This is a genomic window from Nocardiopsis sp. NPDC049922, assembly GCF_040660275.1.
Taxonomy (GTDB): Bacteria; Actinomycetota; Actinomycetes; order Streptosporangiales; family Streptosporangiaceae; genus Nocardiopsis.
The window spans coordinates 155,370-173,288 of the sequence record NZ_JBFAME010000005.1 but is presented as its reverse complement, the minus strand read 5'-3'; the positions used below and the strand labels follow the sequence as shown (position 1 = coordinate 173,288).

Genomic DNA, 17,919 nt, shown 5'->3' with positions numbered 1-17,919 from the left:
GGGGCCGGCGCGGTGGCCGACCCCCCTCCGTCCGGGGCCGCTATCTGCCGGTGGTGGTGAAGACGTGCGCGGGGGTGATCGCCGGGTCGAGCCGGACGTAGTTGTCCGCACGCCAGACGTGCGTCTGGCCGGACAGCGCGTCGGTCACCGTGAGTTCCTCCTCCCAGGTGCGGCCGATGGACGGCAGGTCCAGGTGCACCGTCGCCTCGCGTGCGTGGTGCGGGTCGAGGTTGACGACCCCGATGACCAGGTCGTCGGGGTCACCCGGGCGCTCGGCGGGCCGGTGCTTGGAGAAGCAGAGCAGCTCGGGCTGGTCGACGTGGTGGAACCGGAGGCCGCGCAGTTCGCGCAGGGCCGGGTGCTCGCGGCGCAGGCGGTTGAGCGTGCTGATCAGCCCGGTCAGCGTCGTCCCCGAGGCCTCGGCGGCCGCCCAGTCGCGTGGCCGGTACTGGTACTTCTCCGAGTCCAGGTACTCCTCGCCGCCGGGCGCGGCGGGCACGTTCTCGCACAGTTCGAACCCGGAGTAGATCCCCCAGGTCGGCGAGAGCAGGGACGCCAGGACGGCGCGGACGGCGAAGGCGGGCCGTCCGCCCTGCTGGAGGTAGGCGTGCAGGATGTCGGGCGTGTTGGCGAAGAGGTTCGGGCGCAGGTAGTGGGCGGTCTCCTGGCTGAGTTCGGTGAGGTAGTCCTGGATCTCCTCCTTGCCGTTGCGCCAGGTGAAGTAGGTGTAGGACTGGTGGAAGCCCACCTTGGCCAGGGTCCGGAGCATGGCCGGGCGGGTGAAGGCCTCGGCCAGGAACAGGACGTCGGGGTGCTCGCGGGCGACGTCCGCCAGCAGGCGCTCCCAGAAGGCGACCGGCTTGGTGTGCGGGTTGTCGACCCGGAAGATCCGCACGCCGTGGTCGATCCAGTGCCGTACCACCCGCAGGACCTCGGCGTGGATGCCGTCGGGGTCGGTGTCGAAGCACAGCGGGTAGATGTCCTGGTACTTCTTGGGCGGGTTCTCGGCGTGGGCGATGGAGCCGTCGGCGCGGCGGGCGAACCAGTCGGGGTGCTCGGTGACCCACGGGTGGTCGGGGGAGCACTGCAACGCCAGGTCCAGCGCGATCTCCAGGCCGTGCTCGGCCGCCTCGGCGACGAACGCGTCGAAGTCGGCGAGGGTGCCCAGATCGGGGTGGACCGCGTCGTGGCCGCCGTCGGCCGACCCGATCGCCCAGACCGACCCGGGTTCGCCCGGCGCCGCGGTCAGGGCGTTGCCCGCCCCCTTGCGGTGCGTGGCGCCCACGGGATGGATGGGCGGCAGGTAGACGACGTCGAAGCCCATGTCCGCGATGGCGGGCAGTCGCTTGGCGGCGCTGGCGAAGGTGCCGGAGCGTTCGTGGCCGGGGGCGGTGTCGACCTGGGCGCCCTCGGACCGCGGGAAGAACTCGTACCAGGAGCCGAAGAGCGCGCGTTCGCGGTGCACGGCCACCTGCGTCCGCCTGGAGCGGGTGACCAGTTGCCGGATCGGGTGGGCCGCCATCGCCTCGACGACCTCGGGCGTCACGGCGGCGAACCGTTCCATGGGTGGGAGCGAGGTGTCGCGCAGGGCCTTGGCGGTCCTGGTCAGCACCGGGTCGCGGGGGACGCGGCGGCCCGCGCGCGCGAGGAGGCGGGCGCCCTCCTCCAGCATGACGTCGGTGTCCTGGTCCAGTGGGAGTTTGACCCGGGCGGCGCGGTGCCAGGTGGTGAAGGGGTCGGTCCACGCCTCGACCGAGAACGACCACGTGCCCTCGCGGGGCAGGCTGACCTCGGCTTCGTGGCGGTCGGTGCCGGGGACGCGTTCGCGCATGGGCACGAGCGCCTCGCGGCGGCCCTCGGGCGAGTGGAGGACCACCCCGGCGGCGAGGGAGTCGTGGCCCTCGCGGATGACCGTCGCGGCCACGGTGAAGCGTTCTCCGGGAACGGCTTTCACGGGACCGAGATCGTTGTCTGGAGAGATGTCAAGTATGGGCAGGCGTCCGATCACTGGCTACACCGTCATTGTCGTGGTTCGGGCGTTATGGGCAGTGGGTGGCTGGGTCCCGAGTGGAAATAACGTGCTGTTAATACAACGAAAGGCAGGGTTAACGAAGAGTCCGGACAAAACTGTCCGGATTACGGCTTCGGTGCCCTCCGCTGTCTATCGTCTGCCCTCTTGTGGGGTTTGGCGGAGTGTCGGGGCCGGATAATTTATGTGATCCTCATCACACTGGCTGTTCGGGCTCATGCCTGGTATTTGGCTGGTTTCACCTGGGCAAACCTCGCAAACGGGGCATAGGGCAACGGCGAATGCGGGGGTCTCTGTGGGGGGTTCGTGGAGTTCTCTGGAGATAAGTCGGAAAACTCCACGGTCATGTTGGACTCCGGGCCGCCCTGGGTAGGGATGATGGAATGCGGCCCTGGTTCGGTGGGTCCTATTCCGGACATCCCCAGCGGTCCGGCGTGTCCCCCCTGGGAGCGTTTGCATCGGATTCGGTCGGATGCGGGGCGCCCCGGTGTCGGATTCCTCTTGATGTCGAGTCTTTTCGTGGCCACTTCGCGGCGATGATGTGGTTTTGTTGGCTTGCGCTACCTATGGTCGATCTGCGCGTTTTGCCATGGATTGAGGAAGCTTTTCATGGACACGCCGGAGACGCCGGTCCGCCCTTTGCGGTCGCCCTGGGAGGGTGGTCGGCGCGGAGCTCGTGACCCGTCGTGCGCGGCGCGAGCCAACACGGCGTGAGGGGGCGACGTGGCGGGATCGAGGGGGAGGGGAGCAGCGCGCGCGGTGAGGCCGCGCGCGCTGGCGCGACTGCTCGGTGTGTCGGTGCTCGCCGGGGCGCTGGCGGCGGCCCTGGTCCTGCCCTGGGCCGGGGCGCTGGGCGTCCTCGGCCGCGACACCGCCGCGCTCTTCATGGCGATGCCCGCCGACCTGGAGGTGCCCCACCTGTCGGAGCGGGTCGTGCTCACCGACGTCGACGGGCGGCCGTTCGCCGAGATCGCCGAACGCGAGCGCGAGGTGGTCTCCCTCGACGAGGTCAGCCCCTGGGTCCCCGCCGCCCTCCTCGCCATTGAGGACGACCGATTCCACGACCACCACGGCTTCGACCCGCGCGGTGTCCTGCGGGCGGCGCTGCTCACCGCCCTGGGCGACACGCAGGGCGGGTCCACGCTCACCCAGCAGTACGTGAAGAACCTGCTCATCGAGTCCGCGGACACCGAGGAGGAGGCGGCCCGGGCGAGCGAGCGCAGCCTGGCGCGCAAGCTGGTCGAACTTCGGTACGCCGTGGGTCTGGAGCGGCGGCTGACCAAGGACGAGATCCTGGAGGGCTACCTCAACCTCGCCTACTTCGGCGCGGGCGCGCACGGGATCGAGATCGCGGCGCGGCGGTACTTCTCGGTGCCCGCCGCCGACCTGGACCCGGGGCAGGCGGCGACGCTGGTCGGCCTGGTGCGGGCGCCCTCCTACTACGACCCGCTGACCAACCCGGAGGCCGCCCGGAAGCGGCGTGACCTCGTCCTGGAGCGGATGGTGGCCGTGGGGCGGATCAGTCGGGCCGAGGCCGACGGGTACCTGGCGCGGGACCTCGGGCTGGCGCCGACACCGCGCGGCGGGAGCTGCTACCACAGCGCGTATCCGTTCTTCTGCGACTACGTCACGCGCTGGCTGCTGCGCACGGACGTGCTCGGCGACACCGAGGAGGAGCGGCGGGCGGTGCTGCGCCAGGGCGGCATCGGCGTGCGGACCACGCTCGACCCGCGGACGCAGGCCGCGGCCCAGGAGGCGGTCGACCGGCACGTGCCGAGCGACGGGTCGACGCGGTTCGCCGCCGAGGCGGTGGTCGAGCCCGGGACCGGGCGGGTGCGGGCGCTCGCCCAGAACCTGCGGTACGGGTTCGACGAGACGGACCCGGGCACGACCGCGATCAACCTCGCGGTGGACCGGCGCGACGGCGGCACCACCGGCTACCAGGCGGGATCGACGTTCAAGACGTTCACCCTCGCCGCCGCGCTGGACGCCGGAATGGGCTACGGGACGAGTTTTCGGTCGCCCGGAACCATCTCGATCAGCGGGCTGAGGAACTGTGACGGCGGCCGGATGGAACCGTGGGACGTGCGCAACGTGGGGGAGGGTTCTTCTGGGTCGCACACCATGGTCAGCGCGACGCGGGGGTCGGTGAACACCTATTTCGCGCAGCTCCAGCGGAGGGTGGGCCTGTGCGAGACGGCGACGATGGCCGAGCGCGCGGGTGTGCACCGGGCCGACGGGGAGCCGCTGGGGGTGTGGAGCTCGTTCACGCTGGGGGACCAGGAGGTCTCACCGCTGACCCTGGCCGCCGCCTACGCCACGTTCGCCGCCCGGGGAGTGCACTGCGTGCCGGTGCCGGTCACGGCCGTGGTCATCGACCGGTCGGGTACGGGCGACGACGAGGAGATCCCGGTCGAGGCCGAGTGCGAGCGCACGGTGGACCAGCGGGTGGCCGACGGGGTGAACCACCTCCTCCAGGAGCCGTTCGACGGCGGGACCGCGAACGGGCTGGGCATCGGCCGTCCGGCGGCGGGCAAGACGGGGACGACCGACGGGGCCGCCTACGCGTGGTTCGCGGGGTACACGCCGAACCTGGCGGCGGCGGTCGCGGTCGGCGACGTGCGCGGCGGCGAGCGGCACCCGCTCCAGGGCGTGACCATCGGCGGCCGGTACTACGGGATCGTCTACGGGGGGACGCTGCCGGGCCCGATCTGGCGGGACACGATGAGCGGGGCGACCGCGTCGCTCCCGGCGGAGGGGTTCGCGGCCTCGCCCGAGGCCTATGGCGCCCCGGACGCCCAGCCGTTCGACGATGGGGGCGACGGTGATTCCGGGCGCGCCGAGAGGAGCGGGGTTTTCGACGAGGGTGGGGCTCCTGGGGATGCTGAGCCCTCAGGGAACGCTGGCAACGCTGAGCATCCGGAAAGTGCTGGTGGTGCTGAGCCCCCGGAAAGTGCTGGCAACGCTGGTTCCACGGAGGGTGCTGGTGGTGTCGAGCCCCCGGAAAGTGCTGGCAACGCTGATTTCGCGGAGGGTGCTGGTGGTGCTGAGCCCTCAGAGAGCACTGGGGAGACCGAGAACAGCGGAGAAACGGGAGACACCGGGGGTGCCGAGGCGTCCGAGGGCGGTCAGAGCGGCACCGGGGACGCCAGCGACGCAGGAGACGAGGACCCCTCGGAGGATGCCGATGGTCTCGGCGGTGCTGGGGAAGCCGAGGGCGACACGCGGAGCGAGGGATCCGCGGGCGGTTGAAGCCGGGGACGGCTGTGAGGTCCGTGAACTGGGTGGCTTTTCCGGAGCGCGGCGCACGCGTGCCGCGGGGCGCCGGGGAGCGCGGGACCGCCGTGGCGGCCGGGCTCGCGGGCGTTCGTCGGCGACGACGGGCGGCCCTCGTCGGGGGCGGCTGGCGGCGTGTGCCGGGTGGTGCGTGTCACCACCAGGCAGTACGTCCCGCATAATGGTGCATAACCGACAGGGGAGCGCATGAGCGCTGAGAGTGCGGCACCGTCGCCGCAGACCCTTACACACCTGATCTGGGTCATGCCAGCGAAGGAAGTCGTAGGAACCGCCGCCGGTGGCGTGTGTCCCGCGCACCGGCACGAGTCCGGTGCGCGCCGCGCGCGGCCGGAGGCGCTCTTGGCCGCGACCCCTCGTCACCCGACGAAGGGACAGGAATGAGCACCGACACCACCAAGTCCGGCTTCTGGCAGGACGTCCTCACCCGGCTGCGCGGCTGGCGGACGGTCGACATCGTGGTCGCCGCCGTCATCGGCGTCGCCATCGGCGTTGTCTTCTGGCTGTGGAACATCGTGTGGACGGTCACCACGCCGCTGTTCGTGGGCTTCCCGCCCGGACAGGCCGTCGTCTACGGCATGTGGCTGATCTCCGGCGTGCTGGGCGGACTCATCATCCGCAGGCCCGGCGCCGCCCTCCTCACCTCGATCGCCGCCGCCTCCGTCTCGGCGGTGCTCGGCACCCAGTGGGGGATCATGGTGATCCTCGACGGCACCCTCCAGGGCATCCTGCCCGAGCTGGTCTTCCTCGCCTTCGGCTACCGCCGCTGGGGCATGGGCGTGGCCGTGCTCGCCGCAGCCGTCGCCGGGATCTCCCCCGCCATCCGCGACAACATCACCTACAACGTCGCCTGGCCGCTGGAGTTCAAGCTCGCCTACGGCCTCATCGTCATCGCCAGCGCCGCCGTCATCGCCGGTGTCGGCGCCCGCCTCATCACCACGGCGCTCGCCCGGACCGGCGCGCTGGCCCCCTTCCCGTCGGCCAAGGGCTGACCGGGGTGGGCTCTCGTACGGCGGGAGGCCCCGGCGCGCGCGTCGAACTCTCCGGTTGGGGCTGGCGTCACTCCGGTCGCCGGGCGCACGCGCTGCGCGGCGTGGACCTGACGGTCGAACCCGGCGAACGTGTGCTGCTGCTCGGCGCCTCGGGCGCGGGCAAGTCGACCCTGCTGCACTCGCTCGCCGGGCTCACCGGCGCCGACAGCGCCATCAGCGGCGACCAGGAGGGCACGCTCCTGGTGGACGGCGAACCCGCCGACCGGCGTCGGGGCGTGGTCGGCCTGGTCAGCCAGGACCCCGAGACCCAGCTCGTGATGGCCCGCGCCGGGGACGACGTCGCCTTCGGGTTGGAGAACCTGGGCGCGGCCCCGGACCGGATCTGGCCGCGCGTCGACGGCGCCCTGGCCGAGGTCGGCTTCCCGTACGGGCGGCGCCACTCGACCGGGGCCCTGTCCGGCGGCGAGAAGCAGCGCCTGGTCATCGCCGGGGCGCTGGCCATGCGCCCGCGACTGCTCCTGCTCGACGAACCGACCGCCAACCTGGACCCGGCCGGCGCCGCACTGGTGCGCGGCGTGCTCCAACGGCTGTTGGCCGAGACCGAGGCGACGCTCGTCCTGGTCGAGCACCGCGTGGCCGACGTCGTGGACCTGGTCGACCGAGTGGTCGTCCTGGAACCGGGCGGCGGAGTGATCGCGGACGGCGCGCCCCAGACGGTCTTCGCGGAGCACGGACGCGCCCTGGCCGACCAGGGCGTGTGGATCCCCGGGAACGAGCCCGAGCCCGACCTCTCCCCGGCCCCCGGCGGCACGACGCTGCTCGAGGCGGTCGGCGTCGCCGCGCGCACCCCGGTCGAACTGGGCGCGCGGTCGGCGCCCCCGCGCACCGTGCTGGCGGGGGTCGGCCTCGCCGTCGAGGCCGGGACCGCCACCGCGCTGACCGGGCCCAACGGCGCGGGCAAGTCGACGCTGCTGATGCTGCTGGCCGGACTGAGTAAGCCGTACCGCGGCGCCGTGCACCCGCGCGGCCCGCTCGCCGAGGTCGACCGGCGCCCGCTGCGGCGCTGGCCCGCGCGCCGACTGGCGCGGCACGTCGGCACGGTCTTCCAGCACGCCGAGGACCAGTTCGTCACGCCCACGGTGCGCGAGGAGCTGCTCTTCGCCCCGCTGCGGGCGGGGATGGACCGGGGCGCGGCCGACGCGTGGGTCGACGAGCTGCTGGAGCGGCTCCGGCTGACCAGGCTCGCCGACGTGCACCCCTACACCCTCTCCGGAGGGGAGAAGCGACGGCTGTCGGTGGCCACCGCGCTCAGCTCGGGCCCCGCGCACGCGCCGGACGTCCTGACGCTGGACGAGCCGACCTTCGGCCAGGACACCCGGACCTGGACGGAGCTCGTGGAGCTGCTGGGCGCGCTGCGCGCCGAGGGGCGGGCCGTCGTCATGGCCACCCACGACGAACTGCTGCTCCGGCACCTGACCGACACACGGGTACGGGTGGCGGACGGCGGCGTGGCGCCCGTGGACGCGGTCGCCGCCGACCCGGAAGGGGGGACCGCGTGAGCGCGCGGAAGGAGCGTCCCGCGCAGGCGACGGCGGGCGACACCATGACCCTGGACGTGCCCCGGGAAGGCGGCGTCCGGTACTGGATGACCGGGCTCAACCCCGCGGCCAAGCTCCTGGCCGCCCTGATCCTCGCCCTGGGCCTGGTCCCCGCCGTGGACGCGGTCACCGGCGGGGTGGTGTTGGCGGCGGTCGTGCTGTCGGTCCCCTTCAGCGGGATCGACCGGCGCACGCTGGTGGTCCTGGGCGGTCCCTTCCTCCTCATGGGGCTGTCCAGCGGCGCGGTCAACTACCTCTACGGCGAGCACGGGCTGGAGGGGGCGGTGGGGGCGGCCGTGCGGCTGCTGGCGATCGCCCTGCCGGGGCTGCTGGCCGCCGCGAGCAGCGACCCCACGGAGATGTCGGACGGACTCGTCCAGAAGCTGCGGGTGCCCGAGCGGCCCGCGATGGGCGTCCTGGCGGCGCTGCGGCTGATCCCGCTGCTCGCCCACCAGTGGCGCACGATCACGCTCGCCCGCCGGGCGCGCGGGCTGGAGGCCGGGTACCACCCGTTGCGTGTGGTGTCGCTGTTCTTCGGACGGCTGTTCGCGCTGTTGGTGCGCTCGATCCGGACCGGAACGCTGCTGGCCACCGCCATGGACGCGCGCGGGTTCGGCACCGGCCCCCGGTCGTGGGCGAGGGAGAGCCGCTGGCGCCGCTCGGACAGCCTGCTGCTGGTCGCCTCGGTCGTGCTGCTCGTGGTCGCCTACACGGTGTCCGAGCGTCTGGGGACCCTGGTGCTGCTCTTCTCCTGACGCGGGTGATAGGCAGTCCGAGTAGTAGGTAGTCCGAAGACTTCGTCAGCGAAGGAAGTGAGGTGGAGCTCGTGGGCGAGTTCGTGCGGGTGGAGACCGACGAGGAGCACTCCGCGGTCGCCGTGATCCGGATCGACCGGCCCAAGGCGCTCAACGCGCTGAACGCTCAGGTGACCAGGGAGATCGCCGAGGCGGCGGCCGGGGTGTCGGCGGACGCGTCCGTGCGCTCCGTGGTGCTCTACGGCGGGGAGCGCGCGTTCGTGGCCGGTGCCGACATCAAGGAGATGGCGGACCTCGGCCACGCCCAGATGCTGGAGTACTCGCGCGGCCTCCAGAACGCCCTGACGGCCGTGGCCCGCATCCCGAAGCCGGTCGTGGCGGCCGTGAGCGGGTACGCGCTCGGCGGCGGGTGCGAGCTGGCGCTGGCCGCGGACTTCCGGGTCGCGGGCGCGAAGGCGAAGCTGGGTCTGCCGGAGATCACGCTCGGCGTCATCCCGGGGGCGGGCGGCACGCAGCGGCTGCCGCGCCTGGTCGGCCCGGCCAGGGCCAAGGACCTGATCTTCACCGGCCGCCACGTGCGCGCCCAGGAGGCCCTGGAGATCGGGCTGGTGGACGAGGTCGTCGCGGACGAGGAGGTCTACGCGGCGGCCGTGGCGAGGGTCGCGCGGTTCGCCGACGGCCCGGCGGTCGCGCTGGCCGCCGCCAAGGAGACCGTCGACCGGGGGCTGGAGACCGACCTCGACAGCGGACTGGAGATCGAGCGCCTGCACTTCTCCGGGCTGTTCGCCACCGAGGACCAGAAGACCGGCATGCGCAGCTTCATCGAGCGGGGGCCGGGCAAGGCCGAGTTCTCGGGTCGTTGACGGACTGCTCACACTCGCCGCGGGGCGGCGGCGGCCGGATCGCGTGTCCGGCCCCGCCGCTCGGGCCGAGGAGCGGGTTCCCGGACACGATTCGGCGGAACCAGACGCCCGGATCTTCCGTCATACTCGAGGTGGTCCCTTCCGACGACGGACCGCGGACGGATCGCCGGAACCCCAGAGCCTGGCGGTAGTGACACGACCACACGGGCCCGGGCCAGGGCCCATGAGCCAACGATGACCCATCCCCCCGGACGGTAGGCTGGCCGAGGTGGAATGCGGTCTTTTGAGGGGATGAGTTCTCGATGGCAATGTCGGCAGGTTTCCCCACGGGTGAGGAGCTGCCGGAGCGCATCGGCCACTACGTGATCCGCCGCCGCATCGGGCAGGGCGGCATGGGCGTGGTGTACCAGGCCGAGGACCCCCGGACCGAGCAGTTCGTCGCGGTGAAGGTCCTCAAGCCGGAGGTCGCGGGCGACCACATCGCGCGGGCGCGGCTCGCGCGCGAGGTCGAGACCATGCGCCGCGTGCAGAGCCCCAACGTGGCCGAGGTCATCGACGCCGACACCCAGGCCGAGCTCCCGTGGGTCGTCACCGAGTACATCCCCGGGCCCACGCTGGACGCGACCGTCACCGACCACGGCCCCCTGCGCGGCCGGGCCCTGACGCGCTTCGTCGCCGGACTGGCCCGGGCGATCAAGGACATCCACGCCGTGGACGTGATCCACCGGGACCTCAAGCCCGGCAACGTGATCATCTCCAACGGCGAGCCGATCGTCATCGACTTCGGCATCGCGCACGCGGTGGACGGCGCCAAGCTCACGCAGACCGGCACCTTCGTCGGCACCCCCAGCTACCTGTCGCCCGAGGTCATCGAGGGGACGGACCTCGGTTCGGCCACCGACATCCACGCCTGGGGCGGGACGGTGGCCTTCGCCTGCACGGGCCGCCCGCCCTACGGCGCGGGAAGCTTCGAGGTCATCTTCTTCCGGATCCTCAACGGCGAGATCGACATGGACGGGATGCACGAGGCGCTGCGACCGCTGGTCAACGCCGCCGTCTCCCGCGACATGGCCCGCCGTCCCAGCGCCGCCGACCTGGTCGCCGAGACGAGCCGCCTCAACCTCGACCTGCCCTGGACGGAGGACGCGGGCACGGGGTCCACCGGTCTGACCGGCAACCACACCGTGTACGGCGCCGGGCCGGGGAACGACGCCGGGGGCCTGGGCGCGGGCGGAGGCGCCGGCGGCGGGATCGGTCTCGGTGGAGCCGCGGCGGCCGGTGCCGCCGGCGCCGTGGCCGGGGGAGCCGCCGGATACCTCGCCAACCGGGCCGCCCAGGGGGACGGGGGCTGGAGCCCCTCGCACACGGCGAGCGGCGCCCAGCAGGCGCCGACCGCCAGCTCCTGGACCGAGCCGGTCGAACCCGTCGCGCCCGCGCGCGGTGACGACGGGGGCGTCACCGACGACCTGTCCGGACCGGCCGCGTCGTTCCGGGACGCGGACGAGGAGGCGGCGCACGCCTCCGGCGGCCCCCAGGGCACGCAGCGGATCCAGCCGGACGAGCTGCCCGAGCGGGGTGACACCCAGGGCACGCGGATGATGGACCCCGTGGCCGGTGACCCCCAGGGGACGACGATCCTGGGCTCCCAGGAGCGGCCGGTCGACAACCGCACGACCACCTACGAGGCGCCGCCGAACGACGCGCCCCAGACGCAGTTCTTCAACTCGCCGCTGCACAAGGCCGACTTCGGCGACATCCTCACCCCCGTCGGGGACGCGCGCTCGCACGGGCAGACGCAGGAGTTCGGCGAGGACGACTACGACGACGGGTACGAGGAGGAGCGCGGCGGGCTGCTGGGCCGGTTCCGGAGCGGTCGGACCGACCGCCTCGGCGACTACTTCCGCGGCGGCCAGGCGGACGAGGACGACGACGAGTACGAGGACGAGTACGAGCACCCCGGGTGGCGGATGCACCCGCTGACGCTCATCCCGCTCATGGTCGCGCTGGCCGGTGTGGCGCTGTGGTTCCCGTGGTTCGGCTTCGGGCTGGGCGTCGTGGTGATCTCGGTCCTGTCCGCGCTGGACGTGGTCAAGGCCGAGCACGCGCGGCGGCTCCAGACGCGGGGCCCGCGCGACTCCGACACGATGGTGGTGGCGCTGAGCTTCCCCTGGGCCCTCGGGCGGATGCTGTTGCGGACGCTCGGGTTCTCGCTGATCTACCTGATCGGCGGGATCCTGGTCGGGATGGTGTACGCGCAGTTCGTCGAGACCGGCAACCAGGGGGCGAACTGGACCGGCGCCTTCGCGATCTTCGTGATGGTGCTGCTCGCCTACATCATGCCGAGCGGTCGGGAGGCGCGGCACCAGGCGGTCTGGCTCGTGGGGCGGGTCCACTTCACCAACCTCTACCTCTACATCGGCGTGGTCGTCGCGACGGTCCTGCTGATGATGCTCATCCTGTCCATCGGGCTGACCGCCGCCCCGAGCTGGGCGCCGCTCGGCGGTCCCTCGGACTGGTTCTCCTAGACGCGCCCGCTCCCCGGACGCCCTTCTCCCCTCCCTGGGGAGGAGGGCGCCGCCGTGTCGGGGGCGGAGTCGGGGAGGACGTGCCGGGCGCGGCCGAGGCGCCCGCCTATGGTGGAGGGAGGGGACGGGATACGCGTTCACCAGGGCTGTGGGTGCTGGTGGGACCGCGACTTCCGGGACCCCGGGCTCCGCGCCCCAGGGCGAGTGAGGTATTCCTAAGTTGATCCGGGGGGCGCGGGTTGGTTGTGAAGCTACTAGCCAGTAACATCTGGGTATCAGGACACCGCGGGACGGGGTTGACGTGAACTTCGACCCGCCGTCGGATGACCGAACGGCATTCGGCATTGTTGGCAGTACGGGGCGCGCCAGCGTCCGCTCCGCCGCACGGCGGATCATGGAGTGCAGGGAGGTCGGCCACCGGCCATGAATATTGTCGTTTTGGTCAAGCAGGTCCCGGACACGGCGACCGAACGGAAGCTCAACGCCGATGACAGGACGCTCGACCGAGCAGCGTCCGACGGCGTCATCAACGAGCTCGACGAGTACGCCATCGAAGAGGCGCTCCTGCTCAAGGAGAAGCACGGCGGCGAGGTCACCATCCTGACGATGGGCCCCGACCAGGCCACGGACTCCATCCGCAAGGCCCTGTCCATGGGCGCGGACAAGGCCGTCTTCGTCAACGACGACGCGCTCCACGGATCGGACGCGCTCCAGACCGCCTACGCGCTCGCGCAGGCCCTGGGCACCGTCGAGTACGACCTGGTCGTCCTCGGCTCCGAGTCCACCGACGCGCGCACCGGCGTCGTCGGCGCGGCGCTCGCCGAGTACCTCGGCCTGCCGCAGCTCACGCTCGCGGGCAAGGTCGACATCGACGGCGGCGCGATCAAGATCCAGCGCCAGACCGACTACGGCTACGACGTCGTCGAGGCCCAGCTCCCGGCGGTCGTCTCCGTGGTCGAGAAGATCAACGAGCCGCGCTACCCGTCGTTCAAGCTCATCATGCAGGCGAAGAAGAAGCCGGTCGACAAGAAGTCGGCCGCGGACGCGGGCATCGACACCGGCAGGGTCGGCCTGGCGAACGCCACCACCGAGACCGTCGACTTCGCCGCCGCGCCGCCGCGCGCCGCGGGCACGGTCGTCAAGGACGAGGGCGACGGCGGCGCGAAGATCGCCGACTTCCTCGCCGAGAAGAAGTTCGTGTAGGCGCAGGCGAGAGACTCAGGAAGGTTCAAGGATTATGGCTGAGGTCCTCGTCCTCGTCGACCACGTCGACGGACAGGTCAAGAAGGTCACCACCGAGCTGCTGACCGCGGCCCGCCGCATCGGCGAGCCCGCCGCGGTGTGGGTCGGCGACGGTGTGGAGTCGGGCAAGGCCGTGCTGGCCGAGTTCGGCGCCGAGAAGGTGTACGTGGCTCCGGCCGAGCTCAACGACTACGTCGTGGCGCCCAAGGCCGAGCTGCTCGCGAAGCTGGCGCAGGACAAGTCCGCCGCTGCGATCCTGCTCTCGGCCACCGCCGAGAACAAGGAGGTCGCCGGTCGGACCGCCGTGAAGCTGGGCTCCGGCGTGCTCACCGACGTCGTCGACGTCAACGCCGAGCTGGTGGCCGAGCACAGCATCTTCGGCGGCGCCACGGTCACGCACGCCCGCGTGACCACCGGTGTCCCGGTGATCGCGGTCCGCCCGAACTCCGTCCCGGCCGAGGCCGCCGCCGGCGCCGCCGCCGAGGAGGCGGTGTCCGTGGAGCTGTCCGACGCCGCCAAGGCCGCCAAGGTCGTCGAGCGCGTCGTGCAGGAGAAGGGCGCGCGCCCGGAGCTCACCGAGGCCGCGATCGTGGTCTCCGGTGGCCGCGGTGTGGGTTCGGAGGACTTCTCCGTGGTGGAGAACCTGGCCGACTCGCTCGGCGCCGCCGTGGGCGCGTCCCGCGCGGCCGTCGACTCGGGCTGGTACCCGAACCAGTTCCAGGTGGGTCAGACCGGTAAGACGGTCAGCCCGAACCTGTACATCGCGCTGGGCATCTCGGGTGCGATCCAGCACCGCGCCGGTATGCAGACCTCGAAGAACATCGTCGCGGTGAACAAGGACCCCGAGGCGCCGATCTTCGAGCTCGCCGACTTCGGTGTCGTGGGCGACCTGCACACGGTCGCGCCGCAGCTGACCGAGGAGATCAACAAGCGCAAGTAGTTCGCGCACGGTTCCCGAACGCCCGGCCAGGGGGAGTGCCCCGGCCGGGCGTTCGTGTGTGCCAAGCCCGTTGGATGTGCCCTCCGGCGGATCGGGGACGCGCGCAATCCGAAGCAACCCCGTTGTCGAGCGTGTTGGGGAGAGGTTCCATGGTCGTCGAGGTCGTTCACCTCTTGGAACGCTTGGCCTCGGTTCCCGATTCTTCTCACCCCAGGGAGGCACGATGAACGACGACGGTAACAACTGACCGCATGAGGCCGGGGCGGACCATGATCCGTCCCGGCCTTCCGTGTCTCTGACCGATGAGGTTCAGCGTTCCGCGGCTCTGATTCGCCGGGCGACCTCGGCGAGCCAGGTGTCGTCGGCGCGGTGGTGGTCGTGGGAGGACAGGTAGCCCTGGTAGCGGTCGAAGTAGCCGTCGATGGGAGAGGCGACCTCGCGCCAGTCGGTGCCCGCGTTCCCGGCGGTGCCGTGCATGGGGAAGAGCTTGGCGTGGGCGTGGTCCACTCCGTAGCCCTCGTACATGATCCCGGTGCGAGCCACGTCGGGGAAGGCCTGGTCCAGGAGCCCGGCGACTGTGCGCGCGGCCAGGTGCAGCGCCGTGTAGCGGTCGGGGTCCATGTCGACCACGTAGCTGGGCTGGTGGTCCCTCGGGATGACGACGGAGAAACCCTCGGTATTGGGGAAGATCGACAGAAACGCCAGGTGGTGCCGGTCCTCCCAGATCCGGTGGGCGGGTGCGTCCCCGACCGTGATCCGGCAGAAGACGCAGTCGGGGGCGGCGGGTGTGGTGTTCACCTGGCTCCTTCGGTGGCTCGGGGGTCGGTAGCGGTTGGTGTGGCTCGCGCGCAGGTCGGGCACAGAGGATCGCGTTCGGCGGGTTGTTCGTCGAGCGTCAGTTCGTGCGACCACACGCCCACCCTGCGGTTCAGGGAGGCCGGTACACCGAAGCCGCCCAGCCGACGTAGTACGTCCAGAGCGGCGAGGGCGGAGGCGACCATGTTGACCGGCCCGTTGGAGGGTGCCTGGTAGCGGGAATTGACGCGCTTGATCAGCGCGGCCAGATCCGGGTCGTCGTGCGGTGGGTGTGCGGTCAGGGGCTGGCAGTCCCAGCAACCGGTCACCCCGGGGATGACCAGGGGACCCCACACCGCGATGTCGTTGACGTAGCAGACGTTGAGCCACTCCTGTCCGCTGGCGACGGCGTGGGTGTTGACCAGCCGTGTGAGCCCCGGGGAGTCGGCAGAGACCACGAGCAGATCCGACACGGCGAGGGCGGCGAGGTCTGTCCGGTCGGTGACGGCCGTGGTGAAGGCGCGCACCCGACAGTGGGAGTTGCGGCGGGTGACTTCTCTGGCCAGGACCTCGCACTTGGGCTGGCCCACGTCGGCCTCGGTGAACAGGAACTGGCGGGTCAGGTTGCTCAATTCCACCTGGTCGTCGTCCACCAGTGTCAGCGTGCCGACTCCGGCCGTCGCGAGGGTGGTCGCCACCAGGTTGCCGATGCCGCCACAGCCGAGGAGTAAGACGTGGGAGTCCGCGAGTCTCTTCTGTACCCGCGCGGAGTCCTCGCCGGACAGTTCGTAGAACAAAGCGTGCCTGCTGTAGCGGTCGCGTGGATCGTAGGACTGGGCGGGGATCAGGAACCGGCCGGATTCCAGCAGCAGGACCAGGGCCTCGGCCGACGCGGTGTCCAGCTGTAGGTCGTGGGTGAGGAAGGTCAGGGACTCGGATCGGGTGCGCGGTGTGGACTGGTAGTCGGCCAGCCGAATCAGGGGCTCCCACAGGCGTGCGTCGGTCACGGCCTGCTGGATCGACCCGAAACCCAGGAAGAGCGTCTGGCCCTGCATGCCGATCCGGACATAGGGGGCAAGGATTCGTGGAGTCGTGTCAGGGGCATGAGCGTCGTCCGTCACCGAGCCGCCTCTCCTCGTGCCGACAGGGGGTCTCCTGGAGAATAGAAGCGGTGATCTCTCCGACGCGGAGAGTTGCGCGAGATTGCGCGCGAGGATGCGTCAACGGCCTCCCGCGGCGTTGCTTGGCCCGAGATACTGGCTTCGCCCCGATGTACGAGGAGGACCATGAAGCTCCGCACACTCGGCACCACGTCGCACGGCGGTAACTGCCCCACCCTGTACGAGACCGACGGAGGAGACATCGTCGTTCAGGGCGATCGCCTCACCGATCCCGAGGCGCTGTCGCAGTTGGCCGATGTCCTGCCGCACGAGGAGTTCGTCGTGATTCCCCGTGAACTGCTGACCCGCTTCGCCCCCAAGGAGTGACGTGCCCGATCTGGTATCCGGTGAGGATTTCGACGAGCTGTTCCGCGCGTACCGCCATACCGCGTGGCGGCTGGAGACCAGGACCTTCTACGGAGTCCTGCACGAGAACGAGCCGTTCCAGAGGTGGCTGGTCGGAGACGACTCGGATCTCTCGTGGTTCGCGCCGTGGCTGCGGATGATGCGCGAGGAGTTGGCTACCGGGAAACGCATGGAGCGGGTCCGGCTGGTCGACGATCCGCCGTCCGACTACCTGCGGTGGGAGTTGTGGGGCACCCCCTACAACCTCGGGGTGGGGGAGGACATCCGCTACCTTCCCCGGGAACACCCGATCGTGGACGAACTCCCGGACCATGACTTCTGGGTGTTCGACAGCCGCATGGTCGCCCGCCTGGAGTTCGATGACAAGGGGAACGTCCTCGGGGCCGTGCTGAGTGAGGAGCCGACCGAGGTCCTGGCCGCCTTGCAGGCGAGGGACGCCGCGTGGCACCATGCCCTGACCTTCACGGAGTACATGGCGACAAGGGTGGAATGACCGACTACCAGACGGCCCGCGTCTCACTCGGGGCGCGCCTGCGTGAACTCCGTAGTGAGGCGGGGCTGTCTGGCCGGGAGTTGTCCGCGAGGGCCGGTTGGCATCCGTCCAAGGTGTCTCGACTGGAACACGGCAAGCAGACCGCCACGGTGGAGGATCTGCGCACGTGGGCACGCTCGTGTGGTCAGTCGGGCGCGGCCGAGGGACTCGTGGCGCAGCGCCGGTCGTTGGAGACGCACTACACGAGCTGGCGGAGGCGGTTGTCCGGGGGGACCCGAGCGCGCCAGCAGAGTGCTGTCGAGTTGGAGGGTCGGAGTCGTCACGTTCAGATCTTCGAATCGGTGTGCGTGCCCGGACTGTTCCAGACAGCGGACTACGCCCGGTACATGATCCAGCGGGTGGTGGATCTGCATGGCCTACCGGACGATGTGGAAGAGGGTGTCCGGAAGCGGATGGAGCGGCGTCGTGTCCTGGATGATCGTTCTCGGGAGTTCCAGACGCTCATCTGGGAGCCTGCTCTCCGTATGCGTCAGTTCCCCGTGAGCGTTCTCTTCGACCAGCTCGATGACCTGGCGGACTCGGTCAGGAGAGGACGCGGCGGTATCGGCATCGTGCCTTTGGATGCGGGTCTCACCACGTCGCCGATGCACGGTTTCTGGATCTATGACAACCGCAAGGTCCTGGTGGAGACGGTCAGCGCCGAGCTCTGCCTGACGGATGGCGACGCGGTCGAGCCCTATCGGCGAACGTTCGCCGAGCTGTCGAGAAGTGCCGTTCGTGGTTCCGCCGCTGTTCGGCTGATTGAGCGAGTACGAGAGGACTTGGAGGACGGCCCGGCTTCCTGACGCTGCCGAACTCGCGAATGTC

At 70.9% G+C, this 17,919-nt stretch carries 14 protein-coding genes and 1 riboswitch; of the genes, 11 read left to right on the top strand and 3 right to left on the bottom strand.

Features of this window, described 5'->3' with window-relative positions:
- Window positions 1-40: 40 nt before the first annotated feature.
- Complete coding sequence (locus AB0I72_RS11840) at window positions 41-2,008, bottom strand: alpha-1,4-glucan--maltose-1-phosphate maltosyltransferase (RefSeq protein WP_358566125.1); 1,968 nt, start codon at window positions 2,006-2,008, stop codon at window positions 41-43.
- Window positions 2,009-2,788: 780 nt separating this feature from the next.
- On the opposite strand from AB0I72_RS11840, the gene AB0I72_RS11835 reads away from it, so the two are divergent.
- The 8 genes from AB0I72_RS11835 (at window position 2,789) to AB0I72_RS11800 (ending at window position 14,238) form a co-directional block, all read left to right on the top strand.
- Window positions 2,789-5,281, top strand: a complete 2,493-nt coding sequence (locus AB0I72_RS11835; RefSeq protein WP_358566122.1) for a transglycosylase domain-containing protein — start codon at window positions 2,789-2,791, stop codon at window positions 5,279-5,281.
- 211 nt (window positions 5,282-5,492) lie between these two features.
- Window positions 5,493-5,601, top strand: a riboswitch (TPP riboswitch).
- A 102-nt stretch (window positions 5,602-5,703) separates the two neighbouring features.
- A complete protein-coding gene (locus AB0I72_RS11830) occupies window positions 5,704-6,315 on the top strand; it encodes an ECF transporter S component (RefSeq protein WP_358566119.1) in 612 nt (203 codons plus the stop codon).
- Between the two features lie 5 nt (window positions 6,316-6,320).
- Entirely contained in the window at window positions 6,321-7,874 is a 1,554-nt protein-coding gene (locus AB0I72_RS11825) for an ABC transporter ATP-binding protein (protein ID WP_358566116.1), read from the top strand.
- A gap of 44 nt (window positions 7,875-7,918) precedes the next feature.
- Window positions 7,919-8,668: an energy-coupling factor transporter transmembrane component T gene (locus AB0I72_RS11820; RefSeq protein WP_358566661.1), complete on the top strand. Its 750-nt coding sequence runs from the start codon at window positions 7,919-7,921 to the stop codon at window positions 8,666-8,668.
- A 62-nt stretch (window positions 8,669-8,730) separates the two neighbouring features.
- On the top strand, window positions 8,731-9,531 hold the full coding sequence (locus tag AB0I72_RS11815; protein WP_358566113.1) for an enoyl-CoA hydratase-related protein: 801 nt from the start codon (window positions 8,731-8,733) through the stop codon (window positions 9,529-9,531).
- Window positions 9,532-9,833: 302 nt separating this feature from the next.
- Window positions 9,834-12,056, top strand: a complete 2,223-nt coding sequence (locus tag AB0I72_RS11810) for a protein kinase (RefSeq protein WP_358566110.1) — start codon at window positions 9,834-9,836, stop codon at window positions 12,054-12,056.
- A 423-nt stretch (window positions 12,057-12,479) separates the two neighbouring features.
- On the top strand, window positions 12,480-13,259 hold the full coding sequence (locus AB0I72_RS11805) for an electron transfer flavoprotein subunit beta/FixA family protein (protein WP_358566107.1): 780 nt from the start codon (window positions 12,480-12,482) through the stop codon (window positions 13,257-13,259).
- A gap of 34 nt (window positions 13,260-13,293) precedes the next feature.
- Window positions 13,294-14,238 (top strand): electron transfer flavoprotein subunit alpha/FixB family protein, encoded by a 945-nt coding sequence (locus AB0I72_RS11800; protein ID WP_358566104.1) that lies wholly within the window; start codon window positions 13,294-13,296, stop codon window positions 14,236-14,238.
- 309 nt (window positions 14,239-14,547) lie between these two features.
- Here the strand turns inward: AB0I72_RS11800 and AB0I72_RS11795 are convergent, their stop codons facing one another.
- Both AB0I72_RS11795 and AB0I72_RS11790 read right to left on the bottom strand, forming a co-directional pair.
- A complete protein-coding gene (locus tag AB0I72_RS11795) occupies window positions 14,548-15,036 on the bottom strand; it encodes an HIT family protein (RefSeq protein ID WP_358566102.1) in 489 nt (162 codons plus the stop codon).
- Window positions 15,033-16,088, bottom strand: coding sequence for a ThiF family adenylyltransferase (locus AB0I72_RS11790; RefSeq protein ID WP_358566099.1), 1,056 nt, complete (start codon window positions 16,086-16,088; stop codon window positions 15,033-15,035). The genes AB0I72_RS11795 and AB0I72_RS11790 overlap by 4 nt, the downstream gene beginning before the upstream one ends.
- A gap of 231 nt (window positions 16,089-16,319) precedes the next feature.
- Here AB0I72_RS11790 and AB0I72_RS11785 point away from each other — a divergent pair, with 231 nt between their 5' ends.
- The 3 genes from AB0I72_RS11785 to AB0I72_RS11775 are packed head-to-tail and all read left to right on the top strand — an operon-like array spanning window position 16,320 to window position 17,897.
- The gene (locus AB0I72_RS11785) at window positions 16,320-16,520 is read left to right on the top strand and encodes a hypothetical protein (protein ID WP_358566096.1); all 201 of its coding nucleotides are present in this window, start codon (window positions 16,320-16,322) and stop codon (window positions 16,518-16,520) included.
- 1 nt (window position 16,521) lies between these two features.
- Window positions 16,522-17,052, top strand: a complete 531-nt coding sequence (locus AB0I72_RS11780) for a DUF6879 family protein (RefSeq protein ID WP_358566093.1) — start codon at window positions 16,522-16,524, stop codon at window positions 17,050-17,052.
- On the top strand, window positions 17,049-17,897 hold the full coding sequence (locus AB0I72_RS11775; protein ID WP_358566090.1) for a helix-turn-helix transcriptional regulator: 849 nt from the start codon (window positions 17,049-17,051) through the stop codon (window positions 17,895-17,897). Before AB0I72_RS11780 ends, AB0I72_RS11775 begins: the two co-directional genes overlap by 4 nt.
- The last annotated feature ends 22 nt before the right edge of the window (window positions 17,898-17,919 follow it).